The 25,095-nt window shown below is 37.4% G+C and carries 22 protein-coding genes and 4 pseudogenes; 23 read left to right on the top strand and 3 right to left on the bottom strand.

Features of this window, described 5'->3' with window-relative positions; all coding sequences use genetic code 11:
• The first annotated feature begins 407 nt into the window (after positions 1–407).
• From DQN23_RS04875 to DQN23_RS09060, 16 genes and pseudogenes are all read left to right on the top strand, one after another.
• Positions 408–695: a phasin family protein gene (locus DQN23_RS04875; protein ID WP_020916869.1), complete on the top strand. Its 288-nt coding sequence runs from the start codon at positions 408–410 to the stop codon at positions 693–695.
• Positions 696–711: 16 nt separating this feature from the next.
• The gene (locus DQN23_RS04870; protein WP_058832968.1) at positions 712–2,280 is read left to right on the top strand and encodes an ABC1 kinase family protein; all 1,569 of its coding nucleotides are present in this window, start codon (positions 712–714) and stop codon (positions 2,278–2,280) included.
• 109 nt (positions 2,281–2,389) lie between these two features.
• Positions 2,390–3,823: a 6-phospho-beta-glucosidase gene (locus DQN23_RS04865; protein WP_111712834.1), complete on the top strand. Its 1,434-nt coding sequence runs from the start codon at positions 2,390–2,392 to the stop codon at positions 3,821–3,823.
• Positions 3,824–3,920: 97 nt separating this feature from the next.
• Positions 3,921–4,160, top strand: coding sequence for a SemiSWEET transporter (locus tag DQN23_RS04860; RefSeq protein WP_014334819.1), 240 nt, complete (start codon positions 3,921–3,923; stop codon positions 4,158–4,160).
• Between the two features lie 193 nt (positions 4,161–4,353).
• Complete coding sequence (locus DQN23_RS04855; protein ID WP_020916866.1) at positions 4,354–4,653, top strand: hypothetical protein; 300 nt, start codon at positions 4,354–4,356, stop codon at positions 4,651–4,653.
• A gap of 164 nt (positions 4,654–4,817) precedes the next feature.
• The gene (locus tag DQN23_RS04850; RefSeq protein WP_111712833.1) at positions 4,818–5,147 is read left to right on the top strand and encodes a hypothetical protein; all 330 of its coding nucleotides are present in this window, start codon (positions 4,818–4,820) and stop codon (positions 5,145–5,147) included.
• Between the two features lie 8 nt (positions 5,148–5,155).
• Entirely contained in the window at positions 5,156–5,503 is a 348-nt protein-coding gene (locus DQN23_RS04845) for a hypothetical protein (protein WP_020916864.1), read from the top strand.
• Between the two features lie 236 nt (positions 5,504–5,739).
• Positions 5,740–6,057 (top strand): PTS cellobiose transporter subunit IIB, encoded by a 318-nt coding sequence (locus DQN23_RS04840; RefSeq protein WP_020916863.1) that lies wholly within the window; start codon positions 5,740–5,742, stop codon positions 6,055–6,057.
• 50 nt (positions 6,058–6,107) lie between these two features.
• Positions 6,108–8,081, top strand: a complete 1,974-nt coding sequence (locus tag DQN23_RS04835; protein WP_111712832.1) for a BglG family transcription antiterminator — start codon at positions 6,108–6,110, stop codon at positions 8,079–8,081.
• Between the two features lie 18 nt (positions 8,082–8,099).
• Complete coding sequence (locus DQN23_RS04830) at positions 8,100–8,414, top strand: PTS cellobiose transporter subunit IIA (RefSeq protein ID WP_020916861.1); 315 nt, start codon at positions 8,100–8,102, stop codon at positions 8,412–8,414.
• A gap of 22 nt (positions 8,415–8,436) precedes the next feature.
• Positions 8,437–8,949, top strand: coding sequence for a hypothetical protein (locus tag DQN23_RS04825; RefSeq protein ID WP_111712831.1), 513 nt, complete (start codon positions 8,437–8,439; stop codon positions 8,947–8,949).
• 40 nt (positions 8,950–8,989) lie between these two features.
• Positions 8,990–10,315 carry a PTS cellobiose transporter subunit IIC gene (gene celB, locus DQN23_RS04820; protein WP_111712830.1) on the top strand — a complete coding sequence of 442 codons (1,326 nt, stop codon included), beginning with the start codon at positions 8,990–8,992 and terminating at the stop codon, positions 10,313–10,315.
• Positions 10,316–10,463: 148 nt separating this feature from the next.
• Entirely contained in the window at positions 10,464–11,282 is an 819-nt protein-coding gene (locus DQN23_RS04815; protein WP_111712829.1) for a Cof-type HAD-IIB family hydrolase, read from the top strand.
• 25 nt (positions 11,283–11,307) lie between these two features.
• Positions 11,308–11,961, top strand: a complete 654-nt coding sequence (locus DQN23_RS04810; protein ID WP_058813975.1) for a GDSL-type esterase/lipase family protein — start codon at positions 11,308–11,310, stop codon at positions 11,959–11,961.
• Between the two features lie 95 nt (positions 11,962–12,056).
• Positions 12,057–13,525: pseudogene (locus tag DQN23_RS04805) on the top strand (family 1 glycosylhydrolase).
• Between the two features lie 126 nt (positions 13,526–13,651).
• Positions 13,652–13,801 carry a hypothetical protein gene (locus tag DQN23_RS09060; RefSeq protein WP_167394759.1) on the top strand — a complete coding sequence of 50 codons (150 nt, stop codon included), beginning with the start codon at positions 13,652–13,654 and terminating at the stop codon, positions 13,799–13,801.
• A gap of 345 nt (positions 13,802–14,146) precedes the next feature.
• Here the strand turns inward: DQN23_RS09060 and DQN23_RS04800 are convergent.
• Positions 14,147–15,494, bottom strand: a pseudogene (locus tag DQN23_RS04800) (IS1182 family transposase).
• 404 nt (positions 15,495–15,898) lie between these two features.
• Here DQN23_RS04800 and DQN23_RS04795 point away from each other — a divergent pair.
• The 5 genes from DQN23_RS04795 (at position 15,899) to vncS (ending at position 21,393) form a co-directional block, all read left to right on the top strand.
• Positions 15,899–17,176: an ABC transporter permease gene (locus DQN23_RS04795; RefSeq protein ID WP_111712828.1), complete on the top strand. Its 1,278-nt coding sequence runs from the start codon at positions 15,899–15,901 to the stop codon at positions 17,174–17,176.
• 12 nt (positions 17,177–17,188) lie between these two features.
• Positions 17,189–17,836, top strand: coding sequence for an ABC transporter ATP-binding subunit Vex2 (gene vex2 / locus DQN23_RS04790; RefSeq protein ID WP_058832974.1), 648 nt, complete (start codon positions 17,189–17,191; stop codon positions 17,834–17,836).
• A gap of 55 nt (positions 17,837–17,891) precedes the next feature.
• Positions 17,892–19,271, top strand: a complete 1,380-nt coding sequence (gene vex3, locus DQN23_RS04785) for an ABC transporter permease subunit Vex3 (RefSeq protein ID WP_111712827.1) — start codon at positions 17,892–17,894, stop codon at positions 19,269–19,271.
• 146 nt (positions 19,272–19,417) lie between these two features.
• Entirely contained in the window at positions 19,418–20,074 is a 657-nt protein-coding gene (gene vncR, locus DQN23_RS04780) for a response regulator transcription factor VncR (RefSeq protein ID WP_111712826.1), read from the top strand.
• Positions 20,071–21,393, top strand: a complete 1,323-nt coding sequence (vncS, locus tag DQN23_RS04775) for a sensor histidine kinase VncS (RefSeq protein WP_020916851.1) — start codon at positions 20,071–20,073, stop codon at positions 21,391–21,393. The genes vncR and vncS overlap by 4 nt, the downstream gene beginning before the upstream one ends.
• 904 nt (positions 21,394–22,297) lie before the next feature.
• On the opposite strand, the pseudogene tnpC reads toward vncS, so the two are convergent.
• Positions 22,298–23,087 (bottom strand): annotated as a pseudogene (gene tnpC / locus DQN23_RS04770) (IS66 family transposase); the annotation flags it as partial.
• A 67-nt stretch (positions 23,088–23,154) separates the two neighbouring features.
• On the opposite strand from tnpC, the pseudogene DQN23_RS09150 reads away from it, so the two are divergent.
• Positions 23,155–23,480, top strand: a pseudogene (locus tag DQN23_RS09150) (transposase); the annotation flags it as partial.
• 9 nt (positions 23,481–23,489) lie between these two features.
• A complete protein-coding gene (locus DQN23_RS09145) occupies positions 23,490–23,660 on the top strand; it encodes an HAD hydrolase family protein (RefSeq protein WP_197712758.1) in 171 nt (56 codons plus the stop codon).
• A 34-nt stretch (positions 23,661–23,694) separates the two neighbouring features.
• On the opposite strand, the gene DQN23_RS04760 is transcribed toward DQN23_RS09145, so the two are convergent.
• On the bottom strand, positions 23,695–25,026 hold the full coding sequence (locus tag DQN23_RS04760) for an alanine/glycine:cation symporter family protein (protein ID WP_058813967.1): 1,332 nt from the start codon (positions 25,024–25,026) through the stop codon (positions 23,695–23,697).
• Positions 25,027–25,095: the final 69 nt, after the last annotated feature.

Below are 25,095 nucleotides of genomic sequence, written 5' to 3'. Positions count from 1 at the left end.
TTAACTACTCTTTTATTATAGCAGAATAACCCGAAAATTGGAAGCGTATTCTAGAAAAGGTTTTCATAAAGATTTTCAAGACTATATCAGATAAAAGTATTATAAATAAGAAGGATAGTGTTAGAATCATTTTTGCTAGCTGATTATAATAGGGATATAAAATCACTTAGCAAGAGCTCTTTTTTTTTGGTTGTGCTAGCAAGTGGTTTTAGAGTCTATGAGACACAATTGTTTATAAATTCAGAAAAGCTCCGCATGGCAAATTAATCTTCTTTGTTAATCGCGGAGCTTATTTGAGTTGAGAAACTTTCGTGAAAGAACTTTTTCTTTTAGATATTTTATCTCAAAAGTAGTAGAATGAAAGGGTAAACATAATGTAAATTTAGTCATTCAAGGAGGAATTAATCATGGAAGAATTGAAAAAAGTTCTCTTAGCCGGTATTGGTTTGACGTCTATGACTTTGGAAAAAGCTGACGCTTTTGTAAAAGAGTTAGTCAAAAAAGGACGCCTCACTGTTGGCGAAGGAAAAGAATTGCAGTCTGAACTAAAACGTCGAAGTGAAGATGAAGCACAAGCTTTTTTAGATCAATTAAATGCTAAAACAAAACCTGTTCAATATGCTACCAAAGAAGATGTTTCTCGTCTTGAAGACAAAATTGACGCTCTTTTGAAGAAGTCAAATATCTTAAATTAGAAATTATTGGTGGGTTATGTCAGGTAGACGCTTAAGAGAAATCATTGGTGCCTTTAGTTCAGTAGGGTTAACCTCTTTAATCGAAAAAGGAAAAGCAGCAGAAGATAAATCAACGCCTCGTGAGCTTCGCTTAGCGTTTGAAAAATTAGGACCAAGTTTTGTTAAAATTGGTCAGATCCTTTCGACAAGAAGTGATATTTTCCCAGAAGCTTATGTTAGAGAATTGAGCAAGTTACAGAGCAATGTACTTCCACTTCCAACGGAATTGGTCATGGAAGCCATTGAGGCTGAGCTTACTGGTCCTGTTTCTGCGTATTTTTCTGAAATCAGACCTGAGCCACTTGCTAGTGGCTCAGTTGCTCAGACGCATCGAGCTCGTTTGCTAAATGGGAAAGATGTTATTATCAAAATTCAACGCCCAAATCTGCCAGAAATTATCGAGGAAGACTTGACACTTTTGATTCGCCTTTCAAGACGTATCCCAAAAGCATTCCTTCCAATGGTAGACTTACCAGAGGTTTTGCAGCAAATCAAAGAAAGCTTGACACGTGAAATTGATTTTCGCAATGAAGCACAAGCAATGATTACCTTTGCTGAATTGAACCAATCAAGTAAATGTATTGCCAGTCCAGAGGTGTATGGTGAGTTTACGACGCCACGATTGATTGTTGAAGATTACGTCTCAGGGATTCCAATCAATCACTATGATGAGTTAATCAAGGCGGGTTATGACCTTGAAGATATCGGTCGAAAACTCATGCTTAGCTTTATTAAGCAAGTCTTTAAAGATGGATTTTTCCATGGAGACCCTCACCCAGGTAATCTTTTTATCTCAGACGATAAGATTTATTTTATTGATTTTGGGATTATGGGAAAACTTGATAATGGCATGCGCGTGGCCTTAAATGATATTCTTTATAGCTTTACAGCACAAGACATCGAAGGTATGATGAAAGGTATTTTGTCTATCACAAGCTTTGACACGTCCATGAACAAGTCAGCGCTTGCCCAAGATGTGGAACGCATGCTGGCCAAATATTCTAGCCTAGATATTGGTGTCTTGTCTATCACAGATTTGATTGAAGATTTGTTAAATGTCTTTGTCAAAAACGGACTCAAAGCGTCACCACAGATTACCATTTTAGAAAAAGCTGCTCTGCAAATTGAAGGCATTTTCCGCGAATTAGCTCCAGAAGTTGACCTCATGACCCTTGCTAAGAATTATTTCCTAGAAAATATGGGACCTGACATGCTTAAGCAAGCTTTGAACAAAGAAACCTTGCTTATCGAGCTATTTTATCAACTAAAAAATGGTAAGAATATCCCGCGTCGTCTCAATCAACTCCTGGAACAAGTCTTAAATGGACGTATTTTAGTTAACCATGATTTATACGATTACACCAACCGTATTAAGTTTTTTAATCGTGTGGTTAACCGCTTTGTTTTGAGTTTGCTCTTTTTTGCCGTATTGATAAGTGCTGTGATTTTGAGTTTTAATCAAAACTTAGAAATCCTATCAAATGGCCTTTTTGTCTTAGCTTTGTTGCTCTTTTTGTGGGACTTAGTCCTCATTCTCAAAAAATGAAAAACTAACTAGATAGAAGGAATTTCCTAATGACTTAGGAAATTTTTTCTATTTTCATTTTTGTAACCGCTTGCTATAATGACAGTGTATTAAACAAGGAGGATATGTAATGGCTAAGTTACCAGATAATTTTTTGTGGGGTGGTGCAGTTGCTGCTCACCAACTTGAAGGTGGATGGAAAGAAGGAGGAAAAGGACTCAGTGTTGCTGACGTGATGACAGCTGGTCGTCATGGTGTTCCTCGTGAAATCACTGACGGTGTGGTTGAAGGTAAATATTATCCAAACCACGAAGCGATTGATTTCTATCACCACTATAAAGAAGATATTGCTTTGTTTGCTGAAATGGGCTTCAAATGCTTCCGTACATCAATTGCATGGACACGTATCTTCCCAAATGGTGATGAATTAGAACCAAATGAAGCAGGTTTGCAATTCTACGATGATTTATTTGACGAATGCTTAAAACACGGTATCGAACCTGTTGTTACTTTGTCTCACTTTGAATTGCCATATCACTTGGTTAAAGAATATGGTGGTTTCACTAACCGTAAATTGGTTGATTTCTTTGTTCGTTTTGCAGAAACATGCTTCCGTCGCTACAAAGATAAAGTTAAATATTGGATGACTTTCAATGAAATCAATAACCAAGCAAACTATCAAGAAGATTTTGCACCATTTACAAACTCTGGTATTGTCTACAAAGAAGGCGATGACCGCGAAGCAATTATGTATCAAGCTGCTCATTATGAATTGGTAGCATCTGCGCGTGCGGTTAAAATTGGTCGTGAAATCAACCCTGATTTTCAAATTGATTGTATGATTGCCATGTGTCCAATTTACCCTGCAACATGTAATCCAAAAGATATTCTAATGGCACAAAAAGCCATGGAAAAACGTTATTACTTCACTGATGTACACGTTCATGGTTTCTACCCAAATCATATTCTTAAATACTGGGAACGTAAAGGAATCAATGTTGATGTGACTGAAGAAGACTTGGCAGATTTGAAAGAGGGAACTGTTGATTACATCGGATTCTCATACTACATGTCATTTGCAATCGATTCTCACCGCGAAAACAACCCATACTTTGACTACCTTGAAACAGAAGATTTGATTAAAAATAAATACGTCAAAGCGTCTGAATGGGGTTGGCAAATTGACCCAGAAGGTCTTCGTTATAGCCTGAATTGGTTTACTGATATGTACCACTTGCCACTTTTCATCGTGGAAAATGGTTTTGGTGCTATTGACCAAGTAGAAGAAGATGGCATGGTTCATGATGATTATCGTATTGATTACCTTGGTGCTCACATCAAAGAAATGATTAAAGCTGTCGACGAAGACGGTGTTGATTTGATGGGATACACTCCATGGGGTTGTATCGATCTTGTCTCAGCAAGTACAGGTGAAATGCGCAAACGTTATGGTTTCATCTATGTTGATAAAGATGACGAAGGTAACGGTACTTACAAACGTACACCAAAATTGTCATTTGATTGGTATAAGAAAGTCATTGCTTCTAACGGTGAAGAAGTCTAAAGTTATCCATTAAGTTATTATTTTGAAACCTTTGTGGGGGTGTAATCTCTTACCCTACGAAGGTTTTTACATGATTATAAGAAGAGAGTAGGTCTTTATGATTGGGTATATTGCGGCTTGTTTGACAACATTTGGTTTTTTGCCACAAATGATCAAGGTTTTAAAAACCAAAGACGTTGAATCCATTTCACTTGGCATGTATACCATGTCAGTCACTGGGATGGCATTGTGGTTGGCACATGGAATTTCTGTTTCAGATCCAGCTTTAATTGTTGCCAATACCATCTCAGTTGCCTTAGCAGGAATTATCCTTATTTGTAAAATAATTTATAAATAATTTTTAAAAGTCTTTGAAATGTTGTTGTATCAATGTTTTGGAGACTTTTTGTAAAAGTTTTTCAGTAGATTCTTCCTATTTAATTCCTGAAAAGAAACCTTACAGAAAATAATTGACAGGGCTTTCAAAAAGGATTATAGTAATCGTATAATTTGAGTGTTCCGCTAGGAACAAGGAGGTGAGGGTTATTACGGTGACGATTTTAGCAATTGTTTTTGGAATTTTGTTAATCTTCGCGATTGTTCGTGTTGTTCAAATCAAAATGGGCGTGACCAAACGCTTTGGTTACCATTACACCATTACCATGCATCATGGACTGAAGTTACCAGATTTGATAAAAAATGATAATCTTGGAGGAAAGATTAAGATTATTTCAGCAACAGACGACACTTGCAAGGTACAATCACAGATTAATGATACCGAACTGAAAACAACTTTGATGAAGGATTATCAACTGGATTCGACTCAAGTGTCTGTCGAGATTACTCAGTAAATCGTATGCCAGTTGGGAAGATTTATTTTTAAGGGATGGCTAAAACTATTTAGAAAAAATACAACTACCAATTTTATGTTAATATTTATGACATTTTTTCTTAAAAATAATTGTTTTTTTGAAGTTTAAAAAAATACTTCAAAAAAACAGGTTAAAGGAGATTAATGACGTTGAAAGTTTTATTGATTGTTTTGCTTATTGTACTTATTGTAGCTGGTGTATACAGCGTTAGAAATCAACTTTGGGTAGCAAAAACATTTGGTTGTGATTATGTGGTCGTCATGAAAGATGGTGCAAAACTACCTGATTTAGCAAGCATTGCCAACCTTAAAGGAAAAGTTAGAGTTGTCGGCTCATCAGATGATACTTGTAGCGTTCAATCACATCTCAACGATGTGGAATTGAAAAAGGTTTTGATGACAGATTATCACTTGTCAGACGAAGAAGTTTATATCCGCCCAACCCAACTATCAGGTGCCCTTGGTATGATGTAGTTTAGGAGATGACGAATAAGAGCATTAAATGGGTTATTATTATCGTATTTTTAGTTCTGATTGTTCTTGTTTACTTTTTGCCTAGCAAATATCGAAAAGTTTATGATAGTCAAGGTCAACGAATGAGTGGTCCATATATCATCACCTCTTCAAATCCTAATGAGCTTCCTGATATTTTAGCTAATCAAAAGATTGCTGATACGATTCAAGTGCTTCACAAAGATTCAAAAAGCTATCGCGTTTATTCTATAATGAACGATGAAAAATTGAAAAAGCTAATTATTGATGAGTTAGGCTTGCAAGAAAATCAAGTTTCTGTGAATTATACAAAATTATTTATTCCTGAATTCTTTTAAGATAGTCAGACTAGTTTTTCCTAGTCTGGCTCTTTTTTTCTAAAAAAACTGAAAATTTACAGCAAATTTCCGTAGTGATTGTAATTTGATTACGGAAAAAAGTTGTATCTAAACGGAAATTTTCCGTAGTGGTCTTATTTTTTTCCTCATCACATAGGAAAAAGAATGCGTTTACATAATGATGGCGTTTTCATATAATATCAGTGTAAACAAAAAAACAAAGGAGATTAAACGTTATGGCTAAACAAGCTTTAATTATCTGTGCAGGCGGTATGTCATCATCAATGATTGCTAAAAAAACAATGACATATCTTCAAGAAAAAGGTGAAGATATTGAAATGGATGCTGTTGGGGTTCCAGAAGGACAAAAACGTATCGAAGCTGATAAATACGATTTGTACCTTGTCAGCCCACAAACTAAAATGAACTTTAAACAATTGGCAGATGCAGCTGCTAAAACAAACAAACCAATCGTTCAAATTCCACCACAAGCTTACATTCCAATCCCAATGGGTATTGAAAAAATGGCAGCTTTGGTAAAAGAAAACATCTAATACCCGTTGTGATATAATAGTTCTAATGGTACTTGGAGGTGTCCTCTTCTGTGTTAAATAAAAAAGAAAAGCAGATTATTCAATATCTTATTAAAGATAAGGATAAATTCGTTACTAGTAAAGAACTAGCAGCGCAATTAGGATGTTCGGATAGAACAATTAGAACTTACTATAAAACACTTATTGAAAAATTAGATTTTTACTCAGGCATTGATTTGGTTTCCAAACAAGGTTACGGCTACAAGTTAGACATCGTAGATGATGATGCTTATGCTGATTTCTTAGAGGAAAATCATATCAATGACCATCACAATAACTACCAAAACATTACTGATATCAGTGATCGTTACAATTATCTGCTAAATAAACTTTTGTTTGAACAAAATGAAATTTATTTTGATGATTTAGCTGATGAGTTGTTTGTTAGTCGATCAACATTATCTAGTGATTTTAAAAAGATAAGACAAAAATTTAAACCTTATCATTTGAAAATTGAAAGCAAAGCCAATAAAGGGGTTTACGTCTTAGGACAAGAACGTGATAAACGTCGTTTCATCATGGATTACTTTATTGATTCTGGTTTTATTAACACCATGCATTCATATGTTGACAATGAGCTGCTTAATCAAAAGATTTCTTTTGAAGAGTTAACCATCATTGTTCTGGATGAATGTCGGGAAGGTGGTCTTAAATTATCAGACTTTGTGATTCAAAATCTAGTCATCCACATTGCTTTAGCGATTCGTCGCATTACCGAAGGTTTTCGCATTAGCAAGGTGTCAGAAGATGAACTGGTACTGAGAGGTTTGGCAGAACGTCAAATTGCTGAAAATATTTTAAAACGTGTTTCAGTATCTACGCACATTGATTTTCCAGCAGATGAAGTTGATTATATTACTCTCCACTTGGTTTCAAAAGGTCACGGGAGTGCTTGTCACAATTCAGAAGTTTTGCAAGAGCAGATACGTCAGGAATTGATTGACAGTATTGACCAAATTAATCCAACTGTTAAGAATGACTTCCAATTGATTGAGGGCTTACTTGCTCATCTATCAACTATGTTCATTCGCTTGCAAAATAGGGTTGTTATGGAAAATCCTTTGACAGCGGAAATTAAAGCCAATTATCGCGACATGTATCAACTAGCTGAACGTGTTGTAGCTAATATGCCAACTTTCAGTGCTTACACTTTATCACCAAATGAAATCGCCTACATTGCTCTGCATTTTATGGCTGCCAAAGAAAGATACAAAGAACAACGTAAATACAATGTTCTTGTCATCTGTGCTACGGGATACGGCAGTGCTCAAATGCTTAAGAGCCGAATTGAAAACGAGCTCGGGAACTTGGTTTCGATTACGGATGTGATTGGTTATTATGAAATCAACGATGAAAAGTTAAAAGGAATTGATTTTATCGTTTCTTCTATTGCCTTATCAAACTTGATTTTCAATATTCCAGTCTTTACGGTTTCAGTTTTCTTAAATGATGAAGAGTTAAAGGATATTAAACAGGGAATCTCTAATTTGAATAGGTCTTTAGCAAATGTAGAAAATCGTCAATCAGAACTCAGTGTAAGCGATGTGTTTGATGATTACTTCTCAGAAGACTATTTCTTTCTACTATCGGACGCTTCAAAAGAAGAGGTATTGCAAAAACTAGCTCAGAGCATTTCACAAAATGAAAATGAGCAATTTGAGGAACGACTTCTTAATATGATGAAACAGCGGGAATCTATGAGTTCCATTGTATTCGGGAAAAACATTGCCGTACCTCATCCTTTGAAAGCCGTCGGTAGCAAACATCATTTTGCGGTAGCAATTGTCAAAAATGGTGTGAAATGGGATGAACAATATCTATCAATCAAAATTATCTTTTTAATGTCAATGTCAATTCATGATAATGATGGACTACCAGAGTTGACATCTGCCATTGTTGATTTGGTTGATAATCCAAAACTTCAAGAACAAATGTTAGCTTGCCAATCATTTGATGAATTTAAAAAAATATTTTTAACGATTTAAAAAGAAAGTAGGAGTTATATGAATTCAGAAGAATTGCAAGTAGCAGCATTTGAGATTATCTTAAATTCTGGTAACGCACGTTCAATCGTCCACGAAGCATTCGATGCGATGCGCGAAGGAAACTATGCCTTAGCAGAAGAAAAGTTAAAAGAATCAAATGACGAATTATTAAAAGCCCACCAATCACAAACACACTTGCTCCAAGAGTATGCAGGTGGTAAAGAAGTTAATGTTGAAATCATCATGGTTCATGCTCAAGACCACTTGATGACTACAATGACTCTTCGTGAAGTTGGACTTGAAATGTTAGAATTATACAAAAAAATTGGTTAGTTAGTCAAGAAAGGAGATAGCTATGGCTGCTTTAACAGAAAAGGAAAAAAGAGAATTAGATGCTACAAGACGTGAAAACAGGATTAAAAACATGTATTACACACGATACTTTCTCATTCGTTACGTCGTTGCCTTCTTCTTTTTCATCAATCTCTACTGGATTTTGATGTTCTTATCTGCTAGTAACTTCAGTCTAGTTATCATTCCAGTTCTTATGGCTGCCTTTGGTGCCATTTGTATGTGGGAACAATCGCGAATGTATTCAAGGGAACAAAAACCTGCGATTAAGACGCAATTTTATTTCCAAATAATCATTGCTTTAAATACCATTTTAATTATTGCCACTGTATTTAAGCAATATCATAGTTTTTATCCATTCTTATCTGAAAATGGTACAACTCAAGTTTTTCTCATCGTGATGCTTTTACTTGGGATTATGATTTCATCATGGATGTTAGTAAAAATCGCTCGTATCAATCGTAATTCAGATAAACAATACTATCGCATTCAAAAATATTTGGCATCAATCAATTAGTTAACAACAAACATTCAACAGTTTTTAGGAGGAGAAGAAAATGTTTGAATTTTTAGAAAAGTACTTGATGGGGCCGATGGCTAAAATATCTGCTTGGCGTCCTGTTCGTGCAATTGTTGCCGCTGGTATGGCAAGTATTCCGTTTACTATCGTCGGATCTATGTTCCTTGTCTTGAGCATTATCCCACAAGCCTTTCCAATTCCTGCCTTAACATCAATTTGGGCAAACTCAGTTGATAAAATTGCACCTCTTTACTTGCAAGCTTACAACTGTACAATGGGTATCTTGTCTCTATACTTTGCCATTGTTATTGGTTATGAGTATACAAAAATCTTTGCTGATGAAGAAGATTTGAACGTTGATCCAGTATACGGTGCTCTACTTTCAGTATTTGCCTTCTTCTTGACAATTCCAGAATTGCTTGTTAAAAATGGTGCATTTGACTACTTGAACGTCAAAGGTGCTACAATCAATGGTTGGACTGTTGGTGGTAACAGCTTGGCTCGTTTGTCAACATCTGGTATGTTTACAGCAATCTTAATGTCTATCCTTGCTGTTCAACTTTACCGTGTATGTATCAAACGTAACTGGGTTGTTAAAATGCCAGATGCTGTACCATCAGGTGTTTCTCGCTCATTCTCAGCTTTGATTCCATGTGCTTTCGTAGCTCTTGTTGTTCTTGTTATCGATGGTGTATTCATCGCTCTTGGTACTGATATCTACAACGTTGTTGCTATTCCATTTGGTTTCGTTCGTCACATCGCAAACTCTTGGCTTGGTATTGTGGTTATTTACCTTCTTGTTCACGTTTTGTGGATTGTAGGTATCCACGGTGCTAACATCGTCATGAGTCTTGTTACCCCAATCCTTTTGTCAAACATGGCAGAAAACGTTGACGGAGCTCACATTGCCTTTGCAGGTGAATTCACAAACTCATACGTTATCGTGGGTGGTTCTGGTGCAATGCTTCTTGCTTGTGTATGGCTTGCAGTAGCAGCTAAATCATCACAACTTAAAATGCTTGGTCGTGCAGCTATGGTTCCTGCAATCTTCAACATCAACGAACCGTTGATCTTTGGTCTTCCTGTTGTTTACAACCCAATTCTTGCCCTTCCATTCATTATCGCACCAATCGTATCTGCTTCAATCGCATACTGGTCAATCAAAATTGGCTTTGCCGCAGTATCAATCCTCCAAACTCCCTGGCCAACTCCAATCGGTCTTGGTGCTTACATCGGAACTGGTGGTAACATCGGTACCGTTATCACAGCTCTTGTCTGTGCCCTAGCAGCATTCTTTGTTTGGTTCCCATTCCTTAAAATGTACGATTTGAAACTTCTCAAAGAAGAAAGCGTAGAAGCTTAATAAAAATTAAGAGCGGGTGTTACCCGTTCTTTTTTGTCTTGAAATGAAAGGGAGGTTAGATTTTTTCGTGTCATAGTATCATTTTTTCTGAATATACTCAAAGCTTTTTTCAGAAAACTAGCGTATAATAGGGGACAAGGAGGGTGTTATGATAGTAAAAGTAATTGCAACCGATATGGACGGAACCTTTTTAACAGATAAAAAGACTTATGATAAGGTTTTATTTGAGCGTTTGTTTGATCATTTTATGGCAGAAGGCATCAAATTCGTGGTGGCAAGTGGTAATCAGTATCGTCAGATTATCCAACAATTTCCCAAACATAAACATCTAATGTCTTTTGTGGCTGAAAATGGCGGTCACATCATTGAAAATGGTCGAACTTTGCAGGAAGAATTTGAAACAGTAGAAGCTATCTCAGCTTTGGTTAATTATATCGAGAAACATTATCCTGATACGGTGATTAACTTGGCAGGAAAGGCATCGTCATACTTGCCAAAGTCGACACCGAAAAAAATTAAGGATTTGCTTAGCTATTATTTGCCTGTTTTAAAATACGTTGATAATCTACATCCAATTCCTGATGATGATTATTTTAAAGTCACTTTACTGGTTCGTGATGAATTGACCTTCCAAGTGAGAGATGAAATTAACACTTTATTTGCGGATTATCAACTAACGGCAACCTCTAGTGGTTTTGGTTGTATTGATGTCATTCCATCGCATGTGCATAAAGGAACTGGCCTTGATTTCTTGCTCAATCACTGGGGCTATGGTCCTGAAAATCTGATGGTTTTTGGTGATGGTGGCAATGATATTGAGATGTTAAAACTGGCGAAATACTCTTTTGCTATGGCAAATGCTCCACAGGAAATTAAAAATGTAGCCAGCTATCAAGCTCCGTCAAATCAAGAAAATGGTGTCTTACAAGTCTTAGCTAATCATTTTTTGAACGAGGGTGATTCGTGATAGAATAGTCACAAAAGGAGAAACTATGACTGGTTTTCAAGAACTATATCACAAAGCTGATGTGACAGAATTTCGCAACAAAGTTTTAGCTGACCAACAAGTACAGTTGTGGGAAAAATACGACGCTTTGAACAAACTGGTAAAACAGCCAAATATTGTCTTTGCTGGAGATTCTATCACTGAATATTTTCCAATTCACGAAATGCTGATATCTAATTTTCCGCTTTATAACCGTGGTGTTCATGGGATTAACAGTTTGCAGCTCTTAGAACATCTGCATACGCAGGTTTTAGATTTGCGTCCAAGTAAGGTAGTTTTGCTCATTGGGGTTAATGATTTAAAGATCAGACATCCAGAAGAAGTGTGTGAAACAATTGAGACAATCATGGCTACTATTCAACAAAAATTGCCTGAAACTGAGATTATCTTACTTTCTGTCTTTCCAATGAATGAGTCACCAAGATTTGTTCGCACACCAAATCATCGTAATAATGATAGCATCAATCAATTAAATAATTTGCTATCTAATTTGTCAAAAGAAGGTGTAACCTACCTCAATATTCACGATTCCTTGTGTGACGAAAGTGGTCATTTGCCACTAACTTGTACAATTGATGGCCTTCACCTTAATGTCACTGGTTATCGTGTGGTGTCTGAAATTTTGTCAGTGTATTTGTAGTGGGATGGTATCATTTTCCAAGATAATAATGCAAAATTTCGCTTTCAAATAACGGTATACTATTACTGTACTTAATTGAAAGAGGGAAAAGGTATATGACAAAAGCATTTCCAAAAAACTTTCTTTGGGGCGGAGCCATTGCTGCTAACCAAGCCGAAGGTCTTATAATGAAGATGGTCGAGGACTTGTTGCAACTGATGTGACAACTGGTGGGTCTGTAAACGCGCCACGTTACATGACTTATATCGACAAAGATGGTAAACCTGGTAAAGCGCCAGCTATGGGGCATAATGGTAAGATTCCTGAAGGTGCTAAATATGCCGTGCTTGTTACAGAGCATTATCCAAACCATGTGGCTGTTGATTTTTATCACCGTTACAAAGAAGATATCAAGATGTTTGCTGAAATGTGCTACTCTGTTTTTCGTTTGTCAATTTCTTGGGCACGTATTTTCCAAAATGGTGATGATAAAGAGCCTAACCAAGCAGGACTTGATTTCTACCGTTCTGTCTTTGAAGAATGCCGTAAATATAACATTGAACCTTTAGTTTCTATTTGGTATTTTGATACGTCATTAGCACTAGAAGAAAATTATGGTGGCTGGAAAAATCGTAAACTCATTGATTTTTATATGCGTTATTGTGAGGTTATTTTTAACGAATATAAAGACTTGGTTAAAGACTGGTTGACTTTCAATGAAATTAATAACAAAACCATTTTCCTTGATATGTTTGGCTCAAAAGCTAGTGATGCAGATTATCAAGAAGGTTATCAAATTCTTCACCATCAATTTGTAGCGTCAGCTAAAGCTGTTCAAATTGGGCATGCCATCAATCCTGATTTCATGATTGAAAATATAATTTGTGGTATTACATTTTATCCTGCCATATGTGACCCAGCGGATATCCTTGCTAATGAACACAAATGGCAATCAGGCATTTACTACTGTTGTGATGTCCAAGCAAAAGGAAAATATGGGACTTATGCCAAACGTCTCTGGAAAGAGCGCAATGTTGAATTGTATATTATAGAAGAAGACCTTGAAGATTTGAAACGTGGGACAGTTGATATGTATACTTTCTCATATTACATGTCAAACAATGTGACAACTCACACTGGTGGAGAGCAAGTTTCAGGTAACTTCTCAGCTGATGCTAAGAATTCATACTTGACTTATTCTGATTGGGGTTGAGCGCATGACCCAATGGGACTTCAATATTATCTTGAAAAAATCTATGACCGCTATGAAATTCCATTGATGGTTGTCAAAAATGGCTCAATTCACGATGATTATCGTATTGATTATCACTGTGCACAAATTAATGCCATGGTAAATGCTATTGACAACGGCATCGACCTTATTGGATACACTACGCGGGGTTGTATCGATATCGTCTCAGCAGGTACAGGTGAAATGCGTAAACGCTACGGATTCATTTATGTAGATATGGATGACGAAGGCAATGGAACTCTAAATCGCACACCAAAAGACAGTTTCTACTGGTATAAAGAGGTTCTTGCAACAAATGGGCAAAAACTTATTGATGAAGCAAGTGAAGATTAAAACAGATAAATAAATTCCTCGCTATTTTAGCGGGGATTTTTTGTAATAAACGGAAAATAAGAAAACGCTTTTTCATAAAAAGTGATAGAATAAACTTAAAGATTAAAAAGTTTATTGGAGATTATTATGAGAGTTAAAGGTCACGGAACTATAAAAACATCTAAGGCATATGGTGCCATAGGGACACTTTTGTTATCAGGTGTTTTGTTTTTAGTCGGAACTAGTGGCGCTTATGCTGACGAAGCACAGCCCAATGCCGCAGTTGACAGTGTTTAGATAGACGGCAATCTCAGCAGGCTTTTTCACGATCTTCAAATAGGCACTAGTTTCACCTAGCTCAGAGGGTGATAAGTGAGAATGACGAGACTTTATGGTAAAGTGCTACGACATAAGCATACATTTTCATAAATGCTTATAAACGTTGATATTATCACGTTTTCAATTTTTTCTATTTTCATAAATCCTTATACAATTTCTTCATGGGGGAGTAAATGGGGGAGTAAATTTTACGAGTTCAGCAGGCAAGAAACTGGCACTCAAAAGGTGCTCAAATTGAAGACAAACTCTATTTCTGAGGTTTGTCTTTTTCTGTCTTTTGAAGTTTTTGATGTTGAATAAACCTCATTTCAGTAATTTTAGGCAAAATAAAAAGGCTATCCTGCCAGCCATTTGGCGATTTTTTTAAGATATAAGCATGCTAAAGTGAGTCCAACTTTTGCCTCCATTTTGGACTTGCCTCTTTCTCTGGTATAACGTAAATTATGATATTCTTTAGCTGTCTCAAATAAGCGTTCAATGGTTTCCTTGTGTTTTCGGTAACGGTCAATCATTCCCCGATGATGTCAGATATCTTCACAAATCTCTAAGTCAGCTTTCCAAACATGACGGATAACCACTTTTTGATGGGGTTGACTCGTCGTACACTGGCTTAGTCAAGGACAATTCTGACATTCTTCTGGTTGACTTTGGTACTCACGATAACCTTGATGGTTGGTAGTTCGGTAAGTTAATACCTGATTTTCAGGGCAAAGGTAACAGTCATAATAATCATCATAAATAAAATCCTTAGGACGTAGCTTGGCTTTCTTACCATGAGGACGCGTATAAGGAAAAACAGGAATAACCTTTTGAGAGAGTAAATAATGAGCAATCGTTAGTGTTTTATAACCTGCATCTGCGATTAAGTAGGTTGGTTGAAAGGCTTTGAGTTGAGCAAAAAGAGCTGGAAAAGCTTGACTATCATGGACATTTCTAGCTGTCACGCTATAGGCTAGCGCCCAACCATGCTTATCACAGGCAACTTGGGCATTATAAGCAAAGACTTGTTTATGTTCTCCCTTATGAAACCAGCCACTTTCTGGGTCTGTCGTTGAGACTTTTTTAGTTTCGGGCTCTTTTTCTTTGGCGAGCCCTAGCCACTTTTTTGCGTGTTTCTAACGGTCACGATTGATTTCAAGTTCGAGTTGATTCGCCATGAATTTAGCTTGTTGTTTAACTTCTTGATTGATGTATTTGTGATTATTAGCAGCTGCTTTAATATAAGTGCCATCGATAAAAATCTCACTTGGGTCAATTAAGTCAGCATTGATACAGCAGCCTAAGACATGACTAAAAATGACTTCAACCACTTGTTTATCTTGAAACCGACAACTGTAGTTTTTGCCATAAGTGGTAATGTTAAGCCTAAAAACCAGCGATAAGCTACATTGACTTCAATCTCCTTAATGGTTTGGCGCATTGAATGAATCCCAAAGAGGCATTGGATTAATAGGATTTTGATGACCATCATAGGGTCGAGACTAGGACGACCTGTTTCGTGAGAATAAGTGTCTTCTACCAAGTCATAAATAAAAGAGAAATCAATCACACGGTCAATCTGGCGTAATAAATGGTCTGCTGGAATCAAGTCATCTAAGGTGTAAAAACCAACTTGCTTACGATTATAATCGGGATTTTCTTTATGGAACATAGGCTCACCTCATAGCTATTATTATCTTTATTATATCGCTAATCCACACAAAAGCCCTTAGAAACTGTTGTTCCCAAGGGCTTTGTCTTCAGTCTGTGTTCTTATTTTTATAAGAACTATATATAACTCTTTATCTTGGCTTACCCTGAATTTCCTATAATTGAAATACTTTGAAATCGACTAGTACCACGAGTTAATGGATATATTTTTGTTGACGAACGTCTATAATAAGCAATATTATTTTCACTTAGAATTTTTTTGTAGATTTCATAAACATTTCACAATTGCCTTTTATAATAGACTTATAGTTAGTTTAGTAGATGTAGAACTTAGGCTCGATTAAGATAATTCAACGTCTAGGTGAGTAGAAAACTAGATGAAGTCATTAATGATGGAGGTATTAGATGAATCCAACCCAAAGAGCTTGGGCTTATGTCAGCAGAAAACGACTGAGAAATTTTATTTTATTTCTGATTTTATTCGTCCTTTTGGCCGGAATTTCAGCCTGTTTGACTCTGATGAAGTCCAACAAAACAGTAGAAAACAATCTTTACAAATCGCTCAATACATCTTTTTCCATTAAGAAGATAGAGAATGGTCAAACTTTCAAGTTGTCAGACCTAGAGGCTGTGAGAAAGATTAAGGGACTTGAAAAAGTTTCACCAGAATTAGAAACAATCGCAAAACTAAAAGACAAGGAAGCAGTGAGTGGTGAGCAGAGCGTAGAACGTAATGATTTGTCAGCTGTGGACAAGAACTTGGTCGGCTTAACTGCGTTAGAGGATTCTTCCAGGGATGTAACCTTTACAAGTTCGGCCTTTAACCTAAAAGAAGGACGCCACCTTCAAAAAGGGGATTCAAAAAAAATCTTGATTCACGAAGAATTAGCCAAGAAAAATGGTCTCTCTCTCAATGACAAGATTCGCTTAGATGCAGGTCAGTCTGAATCAGGAAAAGGACAAACTGTTGAGTTTGAGATTGTTGGAATTTTTTCTGGTAAAAAGCAAGAGAAATTTACGGGCATGTCCTCTGACTTTAGTGAAAATAATGTCTTTATCGACTATGAAAGCAGTCAAAGTCTCTTGGAAAATAGCGAACCTCAAGTTAGCACAGCTCGTTTCTACCTAAAAAATCCCAAGGAAATGGGTGGCCTCTTGGAACAAGTGGAAAACTTGTCTCTGGAAAATCAAGGCTACCAAGTAGAGAAGGAAAACAAGGCGTTTGAGCAAATTAAAGATTCAGTTGCGACCTTCCAAACCTTCCTGACCATCTTCCTCTACGGGATTATGATAGCAGGAGCAGGGGCTTTGATTTTGGTCTTATCTCTCTGGTTGAGAGAGCGGGTTTATGAGGTCGGAATCCTATTGGCACTTGGAAAAGGGAAAAGTTCGATTTTCCTACAGTTCTGTTTAGAGGTGGTTTTGGTATCAGTTGGAGCTCTGCTTCCATCCTTTATTGCAGGAAATGCCATTGCGTCCTACCTGCTTCGAACTCTACTCGCAAGTGGAGATCAGGCAGCTCTTCAAGACACCCTAGCCAAAGCAAGTGGCCTATCCAGTAGTATCCTATCATTTACAGAATCCTATGTATTTTTGCTACTAATTAGTTGCTTATCTGTCACTCTCTGTTTTATCTTTTTATTTAGAAAAACACCGAAGGAAATTTTATCGTCTATTAGTTAAGAAGGAGAAATCATGACTTTATTAGAATTACAAGATGTTACCTACCGTTATAAGAATACTGCTGAAGCAGTTTTATATCAGATCAAGTATAATTTTGAACCCGGAAAATTTTATAGCATCATTGGGGAGTCTGGAGCAGGGAAATCCACTCTATTGTCCCTTCTTGCTGGCTTAGATAGCCCTGTCGAAGGAACTATCCTTTTCCAAGGAGAGGATATTCGTAACAAGGGATATTCTTACCATCGTATGCATCATATTTCCCTAGTCTTTCAAAATTATAACTTGATAGATTATCTTTCTCCGCTGGAAAATATCCGCTTGGTCAACAAAAAGACAAGCAAGGATATACTTCTTGAGCTTGGTTTGGATGAAAGCCAGATCAATCGGAATGTTCTCCAGTTATCAGGTGGACAACAACAACGTGTAGCCATCGCTCGCAGTCTTGTTTCAGAAGCTCCAGTTATTCTAGCTGATGAGCCAACAGGAAATCTGGATCCTAAGACTGCTGGAGATATTATCGATCTTCTCAAATCACTTGCCCAAAAAACAGGTAAATGTGTTATCGTCGTAACCCACAGTAAAGAAGTGGCACAAGCGTCAGATATTACACTTGAATTGAAGGATAAAAAGCTTTCTGAAGCTCGCAATACTAGCAAATAATATGAACTTGTTTTGATAGAACTATAAAATCGAATCAAATCTAGAAAGGGAACCTATGTTACACAACGCATTTGCCTATGTCACAAGGAAGTTTTTCAAATCTATTGTTATCTTCCTTATCATTCTCCTCATGGCGAGCTTGAGTCTAGTCGGTTTGTCGATCAAGGGAGCTACGGCTAAGGCTTCTCAGGAGACTTTTAAAAATATCACCAATAGTTTTTCCATGCAAATTAACCGTCGCGTTAATCAAGGAACGCCACGTGGTGCAGGAAATATTAAGGGTGAAGACATCAAAAAAATCACTGAAAACAAGGCTATTGAATCTTATGTGAAGCGAATCAATGCTATCGGGGATTTGACTGGATATGACCTCATTGAAACGCCAGAGACTAAGAAAAATCTAACTGCTGATCGTGCTAAACGTTTTGGAAGTAGTTTGATGCTGACAGGTGTCAACGATTCATCAAAAGAAGATAAGTTCGTCTCAGGTTCTTATAAATTGGTTGAAGGAGAGCACTTAACCAATGATGACAAGGACAAAATCCTTATGCATAAGGATTTAGCAGCGAAACATGGTTGGAAAGTAGGGGATAAGGTCAAACTTGACTCCAATATTTATGATGCTGATAATGAAAAAGGTGCTAAAGAAACGGTTGAAGTAACAATCAAAGGTCTCTTTGATGGTCACAATCAGTCCGCGGTTACCTACTCACAAGAGCTCTACGAAAATACAGCTATTACAGATATCCATACTGCTGCTAAACTATACGGCTACACAGAAGAAACTGCTATTTATGAGGATGCAACTTTCTTTGTAACAGCGGACAAGAACTTGGATGATGTCATGAAGGAGTTGAATGGTATCAGTGGTATCAACTGGAAGAACTATACCCTCGTTAAGAGCTCCTCTAACTACCCAGCTCTTGAGCAGTCTATCTCAGGTATGTACAAGATGGCCAACCTCCTCTTCTGGGGTAGCTTGAGTTTCTCTGTTCTCCTATTAGCCCTTCTTCTTAGTCTCTGGATTAATGCTAGACGCAAAGAAGTGGGAATTCTCCTCTCTATTGGTCTCAAGCAAGCAAGTATCTTGGGTCAATTTATTACCGAATCTATCTTGATTGCAATCCCAGCTCTTGTTTCTGCTTATTTCCTATCCAACTATACAGCTCGTGCTATTGGAAACACGGTTCTTGCCAATGTGACTTCTGGAGTTACCAAACAAGCCAGCAAGGCAGCTCAAGTTTCTAACCTTGGTGGTGGTGCAGAAGTAGATGGATTTAGTAAAACTCTATCAAGCTTAGACATTTCTATTCAGACATCAGACTTTATCATCATCTTTATTCTTGTCTTAGTTTTAGTTGTGTTAGTGATGACACTTGCTTCAATCAATCTCCTCAGAAAACAACCAAAAGAACTCTTGCTCGATATTGAATAAAAAAACTTGCTACCTATTCTCCCCTAAACGGGGTATAAGGGGTATAATATAGGTAGCATTTTTATGTATCTACTCTCCATAACTGCACTTGTCTTTAGAATGGAGATGATTGAAAAGAAATTTAAAGGAATGAGAAATATTTTTCTATGAAGATTTTAATTGTAGAAGATGAAGATATGATCCGTGAGGGGATTAGTGATTATTTGACAGACTGTGGCTATGAAACTATTCAGGCAGCAGATGGTCAGGAGGCCTTGGAGCAATTTTCTAGTTATGAAATTGCTCTGGTATTACTGGATATTCAAATGCCTAAGCTCAGTGGCTTAGAAGTCTTAGTTGAGATTCGTAAAATCAGTCAGGTTCCTGTTCTGATGTTGACAGCTTTTCAGGACGAAGAATACAAGATGAGTGCTTTTGCTTCCTTAGCGGATGGTTATCTGGAGAAACCCTTTTCTCTATCTCTTTTGAAAGTGAGAGTGGATGCGATTTTTAAGCGCTATTATGATAAGGGACGAGTCTTTATTTACAAGGATACGCGAGTGGACTTTGAGAGTTACAGTGCAAGTCTAGCAGGAGAAGAAGTGGCTATTAATGCCAAAGAATTAGAAATTCTAGATTATTTGGTCAAAAATGAAGGATGTGTCTTGACACGAACACAGATTATTGATGCAGTGTGGAAGGCAACAGATGAGGTTCCTTTTGAACGAGTGATTGATGTCTACATCAAGGGTTTGCGCAAAAAGTTGCACCTAGATTGTATCCATACCGTTAGAAATGTTGGCTATAAATTGGAAAGAAAATGAAGCGACTCAGTTTATTTAAAAAGATTTTTATCTACACTTTCTCTATTTTTAGTATTCTGGTCATTTGCCTCCACTCGGCCATATATTTTCTCTTTCCCATCACCTATCAAGGTAACAGGCGGGAAGTCATTGTCAAAAAGGCAACTAAGATTGCCCAGTCACTTGATGGACAGGATAAGAGGACGATTGAGCGGGTGCTGGCTGTTTACTCTGAGACCAGTGACATCTTGATTTCAGTCAAGGGGGAGGTGACCGAGGACAGGATAGAGATCGCAGACGATATTCCCTTGGACCCTGACCGTCAGACGACATCTGTGGTCATCGAGGAGCGAGAGGTAACGACTCAGGACGGTCAAAGCATGACTCTCCAGTTTCTAGCTTCTATGGATTTGCAAAAGGAGGCAGAGCAGATTAGTCTTCAGTTTCTTCCGTATACTTTGCTGGCTTCTTTTCTGATTTCACTGCTCATCGCCTACATCTATGCTCGCACCATTGTCGCACCAATTTTAGAAATCAAGCGGGTGACTCGCCGCATGATGGACTTAGATGCCGAGGTTCGTCTGTGTGTGGATTCTAAAGATGAGATTGGTGATTTAAAGGAACAAATCAATAGTCTCTACCAGCATCTCTTGATGGTTATTGCAGATTTGCACGAGAAAAATACGGCTGTTCTCCAGCTTGAACACATGAAGGTGGAGTTTTTGCGTGGGGCCTCACATGAACTAAAAACACCCCTCACCAGCCTGAAAATCCTCATTGAAAATATGCAAGAGAATATAGGACGCTATAAAGACCGAGACCGCTACCTAGCTGTGGCTTCAGAAATAGTTGATGAACTCAGCCATAATGTCTTGCAAATATTAACCCTTTCTTCCGTTCAGGAGCTACGGGACGAAAAAGAAGAGATTTCTTTGCTGGATATAACAAAAGAGCTAATACAGAACTACAGCCTACTTGCCAAAGAGCGGAAGCTTTTGGTGCAAAATCAATTGACGAACCAGCAGGCTTACCTCAACCCCTCTGCTCTCAAACTTATCCTGTCTAATCTTCTCAGCAATGCCATCAAGCATTCTACTCAAGGTGGTTACGTGAGGATCGCTGAGAAGGAGGGCTGGATTTCCATTGAAAACAGCTGTAATCCAGAGGAACAAGAAAAATTTATCCAATCCTTCTTGAATACAAGCAATAAAAGGGCACAGGGCTCTGGTCTAGGCCTCTTTGTAGTTAAAAGCTTATTGGAGCACGAAGGGATTCTTTACCGCTTTGAGAGACAGGAGAAATGCTTACTTTTTTTGATACAATTTCCTAGTAACGAGTAAAATGAATATTACATTAAACTAGACAGAATTTATAGAGTATTCTATATTAAGTAAGAAGAATCTGATGTCTAGAAAATCTCGTTGTTTCAAGGGGAACTTTAAACAACAAAATCGTTGATCTACATTATACAATACTACCCAAAGGTGGCAAGATTCGATTAGAGAATACAGTTTAACCCCCCTAACTTTTGATAAATAGGTAGGATAGACCAAACCTAATGTCATTAAGTTTAGTAAGGGTTATAAGACAACAAGTTCATTGATAGACTAGAACTCGTTAGTTATTCTTTTTGAGCTAGCCCAAAAAGAAATATTGCCATTTTATAATAAACAGTAAATACACAGCAGAATCTATTACTTTTTTAATAAATTCTATTTTGTACTCACATTTAAAATACCAAAATTTGGTAAATTTTTGTCAATAAAATCTAATTTAGTCTGATTTTCTATAACAAACAAAAAATGATAAACCCTATGATATGATAAAATTTATAAGACTTTAGATGCTTTCTTTAACTAACCTCAAATTTCTATACCCAAAATTTTTTATTATATTTATAGAGTTTCTAAAAAGTATCTAAAGAGAAGAAAACTTTCATATTTTTAAAGAAATTAAGTGATAGTAAGCCTACTAAATTAGCATCTCTGGCTTAAAAAAATATCGGTATCGCACTCAAAATCCAGTGTCCGCAAGGACGTGCCGGTTCGACCCCGGCCGCCGGTATAATATAGCAAAAAAGCCCTATTGGTTGGTTTTTTTTGCTATATTTCTGTCATTTGTCGGGAATAATGGGATTTTTTAGATTAATAATTTTCTGAGTGTGTCTAAAGGAGATATTTAGTAAGCGCCCAATAACAAGGTATATTAAAATCTTCCCAAGTTCACTGACTCTGGAAGATTTTGTTATCTACAATTTTGTTGTACCTTCTCTGCCCATGGCAAATAAGCCTCTAGAACTTTCTTTTTGGCGAATATCTCCTCATTCGGAAGATTCTCTAGTAGGTAACCTATATATTTTTGCTATCCAAGTGATGTCGTTTAGCTGTTGCCAATAGAGACATAATGATAGCACTTGATTTAGCGCCCTCAAAGCTTTGTGAAAAGAGCCAATTTTTACGTCTCATAACCAAAGACTTGATCGCACGTTCCGCCATATTATTGGATAAGTCCAGACTACCATCTTTAAGTACAGCTCTAAACGTTTCTTCGTACTTAAGGCTATATTCAATGGCACGTCCCAACTTAGAGCCTGGAAGAACAGCCTGCCTGCGACACCAGTCAAAGAACTCTGCCATCAAAGGTTCTAACTCATCTTGGCGTTTCATCAGGCGATCTTGTAAAGATAAATCAGCCCATGACTCCTCTAAGGCAAACATCTTATCACAATAGCACAGCCCTTTGAACGCCAGAGAACTCTTATCTGCTTGCTTTGGTGTTGCCTCAAAAAATTTCCGTCTCACATGAGCCCAACAACCAACTAACTTGGCATTCTCCAATTGACGATAAGCCCCATGTATATCGCAATGAACATAACCAGCGTAATCACTTAGAAATTCTTGGGCAACTAGCCCACTACGACGCTTATCGTGATGATAAAGAGTGATTCCTTCTTTCTCATCCTTACCAGATAAGAAGGTGCAATAGTAAGTTAGCTGGTTTCATCCGCATGATGGACGGGCTGTTCTAGTAATTGAATCGGTTACACTAAACTAGACAGAATTTATAAAGTGTTCTACACTAAAGAAAACAGGAGAACAGATATGTCTAGAAAAATACGTCGCTACTTCACCGATGACTTTAAACAACAAATTGTTGACCCCCACAATGCTGGAATGAAATGAAGTGAGCTTATCAAAGAATATGAGTTAACGCCCTCAACCTTCGATAAGTGGGTCAGACAAGCCAAACTAACGGGTTCCTTCAAGTCTGTTGATAATATGACAGATGAACAACGGGAACTGATTCAACTCAGAAAACGCAATAAAGAAGTCGAAATGCAATTAGACACCCTAAAGCAAGCGGCAGTGATTATGGCACGAAAAGACAAGTAATCACTGCCAACAAGGATAAATACAGCATTTCAGCTGAACAAGTCATGACATTTGGAGACGGCGATAACGATATCGCTATGTTACGCTTAGCGAAATATTCTTATGTGATGGAAAATGCTAGCGAGGCAGTAAAAGCTGCTGCAAACTTTATAGCACCATCGAATGCTAAATCAGGTGTTTTTCAAGTGACTGAACAATACCTAGAATCACATTAAAAAACACTCCTGAAATCGTTCAGGAGTGTTTGCTTTATTTCATGCGAGAAAAATAATTTTTTGTTTCACGGATAATAACCGGTGACAGAGCAAGTAGAGCGATAAGGTTTGGTAGAGCCATAAGACCATTAACGATATCAGCAATAATCCAGATAAGCTCAAGTTTTAAGAATCCACCAAGAGCAACCATGATGACAAAAATAACGCGATAAAGTTTGATGTGTTTTGTTCCGAAAAGGAATTCAAAGCAGCGTTCACCGTAGTAAGACCAACCAAGAATTGTCGTAAAGGCAAATAAAACAAGACAGAAAGTTAAAGCAAGAGCACCAGGAGTTCCAAAGAGAGATGAGAATGCTGCTTGAGTCAGAGGGGCACCTTCTAGACCAGCTACAGTCCATTTCTCAGTAACGATGATTGAAAGACCAGTCAAAGTACAAATGATAATCGTATCAATAAAAGTACCAGTCATTGAGACAAGACCTTGTTCAACAGGTTCTTCTGTTTTAGCAGCGGCAGCAGCAATCGGAGCTGAACCTAGACCAGATTCATTTGAGAAGACCCCACGCGCGATACCTTTTTGGATGGCTTCTTTAACAACGGCACCAGCAAAACCACCGACAGCAGCCGTACCAGTAAAAGCACCAGTGAAGATTTGACCAAATGCTGGAAGAATTTGATCGAAGTTTGTAAATATGACAGCTAAAGTTGCAAGGATGTAGATAATCGCCATGAAAGGAACAACTTTCTCGGCAACTTTTGAAATTGATTTGATTCCACCGAAGATAATGATGGCAACAATTACAGCAACAACAATACTTACAATCTGTGGCGCTAAGCCAAATGAATTTTCAAGTGATGAAGCAATTGAGTTAACTTGTGAGAAAGTACCAATACCAAAGTAAGCAACAAGGATACCAGCGACAGCAAAGAAAATGGCAAGTGGTTTCCAGCGTTTACCCATACCATTTAAGATATAGTACATTGGTCCACCAGAAACTTCGCCGTTATCATCGCGTGTGCGGTATTTGATGGCAAGAAGTCCTTCAGAGTATTTTGTTGCCATTCCAAAGAAAGCAGCAATCCACATCCAAAATAGGGCTCCAGGACCACCAGCTTTGATAGCTGTTGCTACACCAACGATGTTACCAGTACCTACTGTTGCTGCAAGAGCAGTAGCAAGAGCGGCAAAACTAGAAATATCCCCTTGACCTTTGTCGTCTGCGAAAATTAATTTAAAGGCTTTAGGTAATTTTAAAACCTGGAGTAAGCCAAGCCGAACAGTTAAATAAATCCCTGTCCCCACCAACAGAATAAGCAGTGGGGCACCCCAGACCATATCATCTAGCATTGTAAAAAAGTTTAGCATATACGAATAAGTCTCCTATAAAACATAGCGTCCTATGATGACAGTTAGAATAGAAAAAGGAGTTATCGT

It is taken from the genome of Streptococcus lutetiensis, assembly GCF_900475675.1.
Lineage (GTDB): Bacteria > Bacillota > Bacilli > Lactobacillales > Streptococcaceae > Streptococcus > Streptococcus lutetiensis.
Note: the sequence above shows the minus strand (reverse complement) of the source record. Positions and strands in the feature narration are given on the sequence as shown.